Below are 11507 nucleotides of genomic sequence, written 5' to 3' on the forward strand. Positions count from 1 at the left end.
ATGATACCGGATGAATCATACTTTAAAGATCACAATTAAGTATTTACCGCTCCGTATTTTACCACCTCCCTACGCATATTTCACCTTTGTGCAGCGGTAGCAGCCTCTATTGCCTGTTTGGTTGTTAGATAAGGAAATTCATATTTATTATATCCAGAATATATACTTTATACTGACAACATGCTGCATGCAGGCTGTTCTACTGGTGAAACCTCTTTACCCTCTCCTTCTTATACGCTGCTTATAAACAGCTATAGTAAGCCAGAAAGCGTAAACAGGCACAACTACAGAATAAAATCAGCATATGAAAATAAAACGGACAGAGACGATATACAATGGTTTCTATACTTTCAGGAAAGTAATATTAGAAGATAAGGGCGAAGAGATTGAGCGTGAACAGTTCGACAGCGGTGGTGCTGCGGCGGCACTGCTATACGACACCACACAGGATAAGTACATTTTTGTGAAGCAGTTCCGCTACAGTGCCGAAACCGATTTAGTAGAGGTAGTGGCCGGTGTTGTAGAAGACAACGATCCTGAGAAAACAATATTAAAAGAAATAGAAGAAGAAACAGGGTATAAAGCTGACCACATAGAGCATATATGGGACTTTTTCACCTCTCCCGGCGCCTGTACCGAGGTGGTGCACCTTTATTATGCGGAGGTAAGTGCCAAAACTGAAAAAGGTGGCGGTTTAGATGATGAGCACGAAAACATTGAGATAATTACCCTAACTGAAGAAGAATTGCTAAGCCACCCCTTAAGCCACCCCTTACGGGACGCCAAAACCATTATTGCCGTGCAATGGCTGGCAGCCCGCCTCGGGAAAATCCCGCAAAAGCAGGAAACTTCTATAAAGAAGTGATGTATGGGATGAACTGCAAGTGTAGCATGAAGCTGCGCTGCCCTCAACCATACCACCTCAGCCAATTTTCCGGATAGCCAGGGCGATATCTGTCACAACAGCAGGAATTACTATGCTCAGGCTTCCCTGGATCGTATTCAGCGCCTCTTCCTGAAGTATCGGCCTGCCTTCAGCGGTACTCCACATCGTGAAGCGGTACTTTCCTTCCGACATGCCGGGTACCTTCAAGCCTACCTCAATGGGCGGCACTGTTTGCTTGAACGTTCCTTCGCGCTTGCGTACAGTGTCTGTGCGCAGCACCCACACGACTGCCTGCTCCTCATCAGCACAGGCGAACACAGTTACTGCAGCAGTATTTGTCTGCACTTCATAGTTCAGGTTCTTACGCCTGAAGTGCTTCCAGTCGATGAGGCTGGCGAAAGCGGCCATACTTTTCTGGGCGCGGCGCATGCCGTGTGTCAGGACGTGCGGATGGCGGTTTGGCCAGCGCATACCTCCTCCGGCACCACCAGAGGCAAAGTGCGCCCACTGCATGTGGCGGAAGTACTCATCGTCAAAAGGCTCCGGCAGCGTTTTTTTGCGATCTTTGAAGGCGTGGATCGGGCCATGTTCGCTGTCAAAAAATGGTCTCGCCTTATTCACATGCTCCAGCGCCTCCCGCACCAGCCGCCCCGTCACGATGGCGGACCATAAGGTATCTTTGGGATTGTTGATGGTGGCCGCATCATAAAAATGGGTAGTGGCGAAATCGAGGTTAGGGTGACGGAAAATAGCATCCGCTACCTCCGGGTTCTCGTCCAGCACCGGCCCGTAAAGCGATACAGTCTGCGGATGGCTACGGCCGTACAAACGCATTTCTATTTCCCGCAGGTGCTCGCTTATATCTTTAATGAAACTATGGAAAACATCGGTTCTGTTGTTGGCATGGGCCGGGTGTATCTCGTTCCACAGGTCCCAGGCAAACAGAACGCCACTTCCGCCCCAGCGTTCCGCCACAAACGTGATCCTGTCTTTGATAAACTTTCGCGTATCAGTACACAACAGCCACTGCGGCCTGTCGCTGCACGGCCCGCCGTTCTTTTTGTTGTACGGGTGGTGCTTCCACCTGATCCACATCCAGAAAGTATCCACGGGCGTGAGCAGGATGCGGAGCTTATATTTGCCGCAAAGTTCAAACAGGTCGTCCCAGAGGCGCACCATGTTGGGCGAGAATGTACCGGCTGGACGCTCAAAATAACGGTTTTCTGTTTGCGCATACTCCAGCATAAAGCGCAGGCAGGTTACACCGTGTTCAGAAAGCCACGCCAGGTGATCCTCCACCTGCTTCAGGTCCTTTCGCCTGAAAGCGTTGGCAAAGTCGGGCCAGGTAATGGCATCGTTTTGCCCGATGGGCGTCCAGTTCTCTCCCTCTTCCGTGATAAAATAGGGTGCGTCAGGGGCTACCTGTATCCAGGGAAAATCTGTTGCTCCACCCTGAAACGCCTGTTGCCCCTGCGCTGCAGCGCCGCTTTCCTGTTTCTCCTTTAAATCAGTTTTCTTTGAATTGAGTATGAGCTCCTTCGTCCGCTCCATTTATGCCATTTTTTAAAGTAGCTGCTACTAAAGTTCCCTTGCCGTTTCCATTCCCGTTTAGAACGGCAACACCATCCAATACAAGAGGCTTTTCTTCCTGCGCTTCCTTCAGTTTTTTAAAGAGTGTCAGCGCCTGGGCCACTACCTGGTCCATGTTATAATATTTGTAGGTGGCCAGCCTCCCGGCAAAATATACATCTTTGGTCTGGTCGGCCAACTTCTTATACTGCTTGTATATGGCCGCATTCTCAGCCTTCGGCACCGGGTAATACGGGTCACCTTCTGCCTTCGGGTATTCATACACAATACTGGTTTTAAGATGCTGTTGCCCTGTCAGGTACTTGAACTCCGTTACGCGGGTGTAAGCGTGCTCGTTTGGGTAGTTAACCACCGCAGCAGGCAAATGCAAAGCAGTTTCCAGGGTCTGGTGCTTAAACTCCAGCGATCGGTAGGGCAGCTTTCCATACCTGAAATCAAAATACTCATCCACAGGCCCGGTGTAAATCATCTGCCTGAACGGTATTACATCGAGTATTTCATGGTAATCCGTGTTCAGCATGATTTTGATGTTCGGGTGGGCGAGCAGCCGCTCAAACATAGCCGTATACCCGTGTTTGGGCATGGCCTGGAAAGTGTCGGTGAAGTAGCGGTCATCCCGGTTGTTACGCACCGGCACCCGCGAAGTCACCGACTTGTCCAGTTCAGAGGGGTCCATACCCCATTGTTTCCGCGTATAGTTGCGGAAGAATTTCTCATACAGCTCCCGCCCTACCTTGCTCACCACCACATCTTCGGAGGTACGGATTTCCGGCACTTCTTCTGCCACAGACTTAAAGAAATCATCCACCTCAAAGGTGGTCAGGTGCAGGCCGTACAGTTTGTTGATAGTGTCTAAGTTAATAGGCATGGGCACCAGTTGCCCGTCCACACTAGCTAGTACGCGGTGCTCATAAGGCCGCCACTCCGTGAAGTTGGAGAGGTAGTCAAACACATCCTTTGAATTGGTATGGAAGATGTGCGGCCCATACTTATGCACCAGAATTCCCTCCTCATTATAATGATCGAAAGCGTTGCCCGCTATATGCGGCCGCTTGTCTATGATGAGTACTTTTTTATTTAACTGGGATGCAAGCCTTTCAGCCACCACACTACCGGCAAAGCCAGCCCCCACTATCAGATAATCGAACATACTTCTCCCTTTCTGCTTTAAATGAATGAAAACCCTGGCTAAAGGCTAGGCTGTCTTGTGTTGTTGCAGTGCCTGGCTCATGAGCGCCACCATGCCGCGCCATGTGTTGTCCCAGGATCTGTCTGCCAGAAAAGCTTCTACTTCGCTGCGCCACTTCAGGTCGTTTGCCTGGCCCATGGCTGTTTCTACTGCAACTACAAACTCCTCCGGTGACCGGGCAATGTGCACCAGTTTTGCCTCCCCATAAGGCTGCACCACATCCCGCACAGGCGTGGACACCACCGGCTTTCCGGCCGCTAAGTACTCAGGTGTTTTGGTGGGGCTGATAAATTCTGTTGATTCATTGATGGCGAATGGCAGGAGCGCCACTTCCCACCCGCTTATATAGGCTGGCAGTTCCTGGTACGTCTTGCCTCCGAGGTAGTGAATGTTCTGCCGCTTTGGCAAATCCGCCGGGTCAATCTTCACCACCGGTCCTACCATCACAAGCTGCCACTCCGGTCGTGTATCGGCTACGGCTTCTAATAATTGTAGGTCCATCCGTTCGTCAATCACGCCAAAGAAACCGATACGTGGCTCCGGTACAGCAGCCTGGTCTGTGGGTTGGTCCAGCGGTTCTTTTGCTTTGGCAAAATGTGCCCTGTCAATACTGCTCGGGAACAGGTGCGTCTGCATGTGTTGCTTCTTCTTAGAGGCATAGAGGCTTTGGCCTCCGGTAAAAACCAAATCAGCTCTTTTGAACAGTTCCTGCTCCAATTCCTTTAAGCGTGGCGGCGAAAACTTAAACGCCGACAGCTCGTCCATGCAGTCATAAACGGTTAAAGCTGGTGTGAGGTGGTTTGAGAAGCTCAGGGCCATTGGGGTATAATACCAAAGCACGAAACGCTCCAGCAACTGCTCTTTCAGCAGGCTGTTCAGGAGCGTGCGCTGTGCTTCTTCAGCTTGTTCTGACGTTAAGCCGTGTGGCAAATGAGGAACCGCCACATACAGATTTTCTTCGCGGGAGGAGACATCCAGTCTTGGGGCCTGAGTTTGCCCGAAGATGGGTTCTTCTACAAAGAACACCCGCCCATACTTAGCAAACCTAGAAAGCAGGTGCTGAGGGCGCTGGTAAACAAAATCCCAGCGAAGGTGAGAAAGACAAACAACATCCGGCAGGCTTTGTAAGAAGTTATCGATTTCTGTTGTATTACTCTTTGATTTTCTTTTATCAGTAGGGGCCTTGGTAGTAGTGGCAGTCCAATTTTCACCGGATCTTTCCGAAACCGGGGGTATCAAGTTTGTTTTAAGCATATGTAATTAATAGTAAAAGCTGCAGCAGCAGGAACAGCTACAACAGGAACGTGTAAACATCCCTGTACATACGCACTTTAATCTTTTTAAAATACGCCATAAACACGTATAAACACTAAGTACAAATACGCAAAATGTTTAAACATTAAATTTATATAGTTATATATTCCGTTTTAAAATCTCCCTCCTACAAGCCCTGTTTTTACCATCCAGTTGTTTATGCTTATGAAGGCAAGGCCCTTTCCGGATGCTTTGTTATCTTTGCCAGCCTCACTTATCAAAAAGCCAAAGCAGCATTCTTAATTTATGCCCGGAGCAGCAAAAGAGACAGAAAAAGTAGTTAGCAATGGAATAGGGTTACGAAATGAACGCTCGCTGCATGCAGCCCTGAAACAATGGGCTGCGTTGCCTGAGGATAAGTTTGAAGTGCCTTTAGACGGTTACGTGATTGACATGGTGCGGGGGGATCAGCTCATTGAAATTCAGACCCGCAACTTTTCAGCCATACGAAACAAATTAACCTCACTTATAGCGCAACACAAGGTGCACCTGCTGCATCCTGTTACAGCTGAGAAATGGGTGGTGCAGGTGGATGCCACCGGGCAAAAGACAACTTCCCGCCGCAAGTCGCCTTACAAAGGGAAACTGACTGATCTGTTTGAAGAACTGGTGCGGATACCCGAACTAATGACACATGACAATTTCTCGTTAGAGGTGCTTTTCATCAATGAAGAAGAAGTCAGGTGCCGCGACGGGAAAGGCAGCAAGCACCGTAAACGGGTGAGCGTGGTGGACAGGCGGCTCATAGCAGTTGTTGCATCTCATCAGTTCAGTAATACAAAAGATTTTATCGCCTTTATACCCAAAACACTTCTCCAACCTTTTTCCAACAAAGATCTGGCTGCTTCTTTACAGTTACCGCTTCATCGTTGCCGCCAGATAACCTATTGCCTGCGTAAGATGGGAGCAGTCACAGTCGTCGGCAAAAACCGTAATGAGCTGCTGTTTAGTTCTCAGGAAGGAGATTAGCCTGCAAATAGGATGTTTGCTCCTCAGCGCAATTCACCCGGAAAGCAGTGCTGCCTTACATCATCCCTTACCCCCCTCTCCAATATCGATTACGCACCTCCTCTGTCAGAAAGTTTTTAGGATAACCTTTGCTTATCTGCAACTGTATAAATTACCCACATTACCCTGACACGATTTACCGACCCAACTGCTGCTTTCTCTCTATCTGTTGAATAGAAAAGCAGCTTTGATGGAGAGTGTACCCAGCCAGTTGATTTGGCACGACACCCTTGCCTGCATCTCCAATTTTAGTACTATGCTCTCCTGTTTTGGCAGAGCTGAAACAGCTATACCTCTAAACTCAACCTATGGAAACAAGTAACGCAGAAAGGCGCAAGAACACCGGGTTCAAAATCTCAAAATCCAAATTCCAGGCAGGCACTGCCAGCCCACAGGACCTTCATAACTTACCAACTCCCGCAAGACCCACAGTAGATGCCCGTGATGTGGTGGTTCCGGAAGGATATACTGTGGAGCCCGTGATGGTAGGCCTCTCCTTCCCTACTGATGTAACATTCGACGATAAAGGAACCGTGTACGTGAGCGAAGGAGGCAGTTCGTGGCCCACCCGCCCCTATATGCCTGCCCGTGTTATTGCACTTCATGCTAACGGAGAGACCGAAACCATAGACATGAACGTGCAGGCTGGGCCTCGAGGCATTACCTGGCGGGACGGCGAACTGTACATGGCCCTGAAAGGCGGCTATCATATGCAGATAGTCAAGTACAACCTCCAATCTGGTGAACTGAAAGTGCTGATTGACTCGCTGCCCAGCGGGGGTTGGCACGAGCCCGGAGGACCTATTTTCGGGAAGGACGGACTGATGTATTTCGGAAACGGCTCTGTATCACAGCAAGGCGTGGTATTGCCGGCAGGGTTTACTGTGGATATGGCAAAGCACCCGTTGGCGCATGACGTGCCGGGGCAGGATGTGACACTGAGCGGGAACAACGTCAGAAGTCGAGACCCGCGTATGCCCTACCCTTATATGGTAGAGACAGGACCATTTAAACCTTTCGGGATAGCAGCAGAAAAAGGAGAAGTAGTAAAAGGCGATATCAACTGCAACTCTGCCGTCTGGCGTTCCCGCCCGGATGGCACTGATATGGAACTACTGGCCTGGGGCATCCGGAATCCGTTTGGCATGGCCCTGAATGAGGAGGATGAACTTTACGTAACGGATAATGATTTCGAGGAGAAAGGAGAACGTGCCATCTCCATGGACCCCGATTGTATCTGGCACATTAAAAATGCCTCCCAGCCTTTTGGCTCCATTACAACACCTGATTGGTACGGCTTCCCCGACTTCTGCCATGATGGACTACCGGTAAACCACCCATCCCACCTGCCAGGCAGAGGCACACCGGCTGAAATGCTGATGGAAAATCATCCTCCGTTAGCTGGCCCTGCTGCCTTTTTAGAGCAGCCGCATTCCTGTATGTGCCGCATGGACTTTTCACGGTCAGATGCATTCGGCTTCCGAGGCGACCTTTTTGTGGCGGAGTGGGGAAGTATGGCACCCTTAAACTCACCACACCCGGAAGACCTCACCCATGGCTTCAGAGTGATTCGGGTAAACGTGAAAAACGGCACAGCAGAACCTTTTGTACATAACAAAGAGATGGGTCCGGCCTCTAAAGTAGGCGGCGGCGGTATAGAGCGCCCTGTTTCCTGCAAGTTCAGCCCTGATGGTAAGAGCCTTTATGTGCTGGATTTTGGCGGAGTGCAGGTAACATCAGGCAATATGCTGGCCTTTGCGCACACAGGTGTTCTATGGAAAATAACTAAAAAGGAAGCGAATAATGGATAATACAACACAAATGCAGCCCATCCTCATTGAGTTAGACAACGAAACCCGGAGCAAGCAACTCGACAGAGCTGCCACCTGGTTCAACAACGTGCTGCTCACACAGGCATCTTACCGGAAGCTGGTTCAGGACACGGTGGAGAAAATAGACGAGCCCCACATCAAGCAGTACCTCGCAGAAATAGCGATGCGGGCAGAAACACATGAGGAGGTGATCCGGGGAGAGCTGTTTTCTGCCATAGACCGCACACCCTCTGATATACGCACCGCCTTGGGCACGATGGCCGGAAAAGCCCGGGAGGCTTTGGGTGATATGATTGCACTCACAGGCGGGGCCAGAGGCCCCTGGCAGGACCTCCACCAGGTATACCTCTCCAACTATAATTCCATGGGAGCGATTGCGGTGGCGGAGCAACTGGGTCTGGCGCTGGGCATCCCGCAGGTGGCCCACATCGCCTTTCAACTAGTAGCAGATAAGTCCACGGACCAGCTCCTCTTGCAGGAATGTGTGCTGGAAATGTGCTCCATGTCAATTCTTTATCATGAGCGGTTTTAAAGTTGAGGGGCTTTGACAGGTATGGGACTTCTCCCTTTCTGATAGTAAATGCACAAGAAGATAGAAGTCCCAGCGGGACAACCTGTTTCCAGCCTGATGGTCCTTAAGCACATTTAGTCCCAGCGGAGCGGCCTGTTCATACATTTCAAACAGGCCGCTCCGCTGGAACTGTTGCGTCCTTCAGAACCTATTCAGCTGAAACGAAACAACCATCATTCATGCTTGTGGACACACGCCCAAGGCAGGCTACGGATTAGTAAGGTTCAGATCCCTGCGCAGTGGCTGAAACTCATTTCCATTCTTGGTCCAGTAGTCTTGCAGCATGACCGCTTTACGGGTAGCGCTGCTCACTTCTTCCTGCCCGTCATCTAGTTTGCGCACTTCTTCCCATCCGGCAATTTCATAAGGAAAAGCAGAACTAAAATAAATGCGCAGCACGCGGGGATAGCTTTCATACGTAACGGTGCACACGCTAAGCTTTCCTGCTTCAAAATCTGCAACCCCGGCTTGGGCCGGCTGAATGGTGATAGTCGCGTCCTGGGCCTCCAGCGGAATATGCGTCAGGCGCTGGTCAAGCAGGCCCGGTATGAGTTTCAGTTTTCCTGTTGGTACTTCTTTGGGATTCAAACGGATGAGGTTCCATATTTCATCTTCTGCACGGGCATCAACGGTTAATTGCTGGTCTCCCTCCCGCTCAAAGTAGGAACGTAACTCCACATTATACCCGCCTGCCTGCCGGTTCATCTGCGTGTACGTCTGCCCGCACCACTCCTGCACGCTGGCTGCAACTTTAACAGCCGGCACCTTATCATATACTGGCGTGAAGGACGAGAGCATCATCGAATACGGGTATATGCCAGTGATGAAATTCTTTGTCATGTTCAGCTTCAGCACTTTCTGCGCATCCTGCTCATTTTCCTGTGGGTTATCCAGCTTTACCTGCTTCGCCTTAGAGAAGTCTTCCGTCACGAATATGAGTACAGCTTCACCTGTACGTTTTTCGCCGTAGCGGTACTGCTCGAGGTCATAAGAATTCAGTTCCGCCTTACCCTGATACCAGTAATCTCCGAAAGCATCAAAATCAACTTTTCGGTCGCTCTGATTCGCGTTGTTCGCTCCTAAAGGACTACAGGCGGCTATTGAAAAGAGTAGCAGGAGGTATGTAAGTAGTGTCATGTTATAATGGGATATTGATTATGGATGTTACACAAAACAACGTTTCTCAGCTTATAGTCTCAGCAGGACGACCTGTTGGTAGTTTAATAGTTAGTCGACATACTTAGCTCCAGCGGAGCGACCTATTTGGGATATGTGACAGGCCGCTCCGCTGGAGCTTAAAGATTTGTCAGGTGGTTGTTCTATCTACATGTCGTCCCGCTGGGACATTTTTGTGATGTCAGTTACTAGTGCTCCTCTAATTAAATTATTATATATATTACATGTAATAACTGCGAAACTGTCCCCTTGAGGGGAGAATTCTCTCTAGCAACTAAATTGGAGGAGCACTTATATGTTTGCTGCGTGCGTCCTGCAAGGCAGCCTGTATGGCCTGCTTCAGCTCCTTTAGGCTTTTCAGCTCATTCAGCCGCTCGGCATCTAGCAGCACCTCCGGCTCCTGCGCCCCTGTTTGCAGCACCACCAGTGGATAATCACGGTGAGCAGCTCTAAACTTCCACTCGTCGCGGTAAATAAACACGACTTCCAGCGGCAGGCTTTTAATATACTCCGCCCACTCCTGCTTCATAGCAAAAGTGCCGTAAGTTAAGGCGCACAAATTGCAGTTATAAGTGGCTGGCGAAATGGCTTTATGTGCAAAATCGGTCAGCTTGTTGAAGAGCCCCGTCTTCGCGTTGTATACAAACTGCAGCCTTTGGTTCATGTGTTTTTAACAGCTTTAGGTATGACAAGTTTTAAAACCCAGGACATAAAACCAAGAATAACTTCTCAAACTTCAGATAAACCTGTTGCTCATTCAAAAAAGCATCCCAAACATTTCAAAGTGCAACCGTATAAGATGGAATATCATCCTGCGTGGCCTGTGCAACAGGCTCCCATACAAACATTTCTGGAATGAAGACAAATATAAACATCAAGCAAAATATTCATCTTATCATGGGCGCAGCGGCAGTTGGACTGGCACTTGCGCTTCCCCGCCGGAGTAAATGGAAACTTACTTTTGTTACGGTAGCCGCCATAGAACTAGGACAGGGACTGTGGAAAACACAATTCAAACCTGCTCCTGCCAATCAGGATGACGTGTCTGCCCCGGAAAATGATTATCATGCTACTGTGGACGGCATAGAAATGCGATGGGAAGCGCATGGCGACAGTAGCGAAGGCAGTATCCCAATCGTTATGGTTCACGGCATACCGACTCATCCGAGACTCTGGCGTTATGTGATTCCAAAAGTAGAACGGGCTGGGGTACAATGCTTCGCTTGGGAGTTGGTGGGCTTTGGCTGGTCAATGTCTGAAGGCATAGGACGAGACATTTCAGTTGCACGCCAGGCCGAATACCTTTATGCCTGGCTAAACCACCAGGGCATTACAAGAGCTGTTTTCGTAGGCCACGACCTTGGAGGAGGCGTGCTCCAGGAGTTGCTGACGCGTCACCCGGAATTATGCCAGGGACTGGTACTGGCTGACTCCGTAGCTTATGCTAACTGGCCCGTTACGGCCGTTCACATGGCTCGCGCTATGGAAGAGAACATAGAAAAGCTACCGCCGCAACTGGTAAAACCTTTCTTCCTGGCCGGGCTACTGAACCTTGGGCATGACAACGCCGGGCGCCTCCTGGAGTCGATAGCACTACACTGGAAGCCGTATGCACGTGCCATTGGCCCAAAAGCTTTTGCAAACCAGTTACGGCACCTGCGCGCAAGAGACACCATGGCTGTAGCAGGCAAATTATATCAGATAAATGCACCTGCCCGCGTTGTTTGGGGCGAGGCCGATGCGTTGAGCATGGCCTCCGGTAAAAGGCTTGCCACGGAACTTGGAGCCACCTTCACCCGCATACCGGGCGGGCGCCACTTCACACCAGAAGATCACCCAGGGGAAGTTGCTGCTGCCATAAACGACGTGTTACAAGAGGTTCTGAAGAAACAGCCAGTTTAAGAGAGAAATTATCAAAAGTTTTTTCTCTTACTGATGTGC

General features: G+C 49.9%; 10 protein-coding genes. 5 read left to right on the forward strand and 5 right to left on the reverse strand.

Annotated features, from left to right (window positions below; all coding sequences use genetic code 11):
• The first annotated feature begins 304 nt into the window (after positions 1 to 304).
• On the forward strand, positions 305 to 865 hold the full coding sequence (locus tag DXT99_RS11645; RefSeq protein WP_115565732.1) for an NUDIX domain-containing protein: 561 nt from the start codon (positions 305 to 307) through the stop codon (positions 863 to 865).
• Positions 866 to 922: 57 nt separating this feature from the next.
• On the opposite strand, the gene DXT99_RS11650 is transcribed toward DXT99_RS11645, so the two are convergent.
• The 3 genes from DXT99_RS11650 to DXT99_RS27340 are packed head-to-tail and all read right to left on the reverse strand — an operon-like array spanning position 923 to position 4919.
• Entirely contained in the window at positions 923 to 2437 is a 1515-nt protein-coding gene (locus tag DXT99_RS11650; RefSeq protein WP_181885105.1) for a glycoside hydrolase 5 family protein, read from the reverse strand.
• Complete coding sequence (gene glf, locus DXT99_RS27335) at positions 2394 to 3626, reverse strand: UDP-galactopyranose mutase (RefSeq protein ID WP_220273379.1); 1233 nt, start codon at positions 3624 to 3626, stop codon at positions 2394 to 2396. Before glf ends, DXT99_RS11650 begins: the two co-directional genes overlap by 44 nt.
• A 45-nt stretch (positions 3627 to 3671) precedes the next feature.
• Positions 3672 to 4919, reverse strand: coding sequence for a glycosyltransferase family 1 protein (locus DXT99_RS27340; protein WP_220273380.1), 1248 nt, complete (start codon positions 4917 to 4919; stop codon positions 3672 to 3674).
• A 306-nt stretch (positions 4920 to 5225) separates the two neighbouring features.
• Here DXT99_RS27340 and DXT99_RS11660 point away from each other — a divergent pair, with 306 nt between their 5' ends.
• The 3 genes from DXT99_RS11660 to DXT99_RS11670 all read left to right on the forward strand — a co-directional run bounded on the left by DXT99_RS11660 (position 5226) and on the right by DXT99_RS11670 (position 8351).
• Complete coding sequence (locus DXT99_RS11660) at positions 5226 to 5948, forward strand: hypothetical protein (protein ID WP_115565733.1); 723 nt, start codon at positions 5226 to 5228, stop codon at positions 5946 to 5948.
• 347 nt (positions 5949 to 6295) lie between these two features.
• Entirely contained in the window at positions 6296 to 7798 is a 1503-nt protein-coding gene (locus tag DXT99_RS11665; protein ID WP_115565734.1) for a PQQ-dependent sugar dehydrogenase, read from the forward strand.
• Positions 7791 to 8351, forward strand: coding sequence for a hypothetical protein (locus DXT99_RS11670; protein ID WP_115565735.1), 561 nt, complete (start codon positions 7791 to 7793; stop codon positions 8349 to 8351). The genes DXT99_RS11665 and DXT99_RS11670 overlap by 8 nt, the downstream gene beginning before the upstream one ends.
• Before the next feature lie 246 nt (positions 8352 to 8597).
• On the opposite strand, the gene DXT99_RS11675 is transcribed toward DXT99_RS11670, so the two are convergent.
• Positions 8598 to 9527, reverse strand: coding sequence for a hypothetical protein (locus DXT99_RS11675; RefSeq protein ID WP_115565736.1), 930 nt, complete (start codon positions 9525 to 9527; stop codon positions 8598 to 8600).
• A gap of 313 nt (positions 9528 to 9840) precedes the next feature.
• A complete protein-coding gene (locus tag DXT99_RS11680; protein WP_115565737.1) occupies positions 9841 to 10230 on the reverse strand; it encodes a hypothetical protein in 390 nt (129 codons plus the stop codon).
• A 191-nt stretch (positions 10231 to 10421) separates the two neighbouring features.
• Here DXT99_RS11680 and DXT99_RS11685 point away from each other — a divergent pair, with 191 nt between their 5' ends.
• On the forward strand, positions 10422 to 11468 hold the full coding sequence (locus tag DXT99_RS11685) for an alpha/beta fold hydrolase (protein ID WP_220273381.1): 1047 nt from the start codon (positions 10422 to 10424) through the stop codon (positions 11466 to 11468).
• Positions 11469 to 11507: the final 39 nt, after the last annotated feature.

The organism is Pontibacter diazotrophicus (assembly GCF_003367245.1).
In the GTDB taxonomy this organism is placed as follows: Bacteria; Bacteroidota; Bacteroidia; order Cytophagales; family Hymenobacteraceae; genus Pontibacter; species Pontibacter diazotrophicus.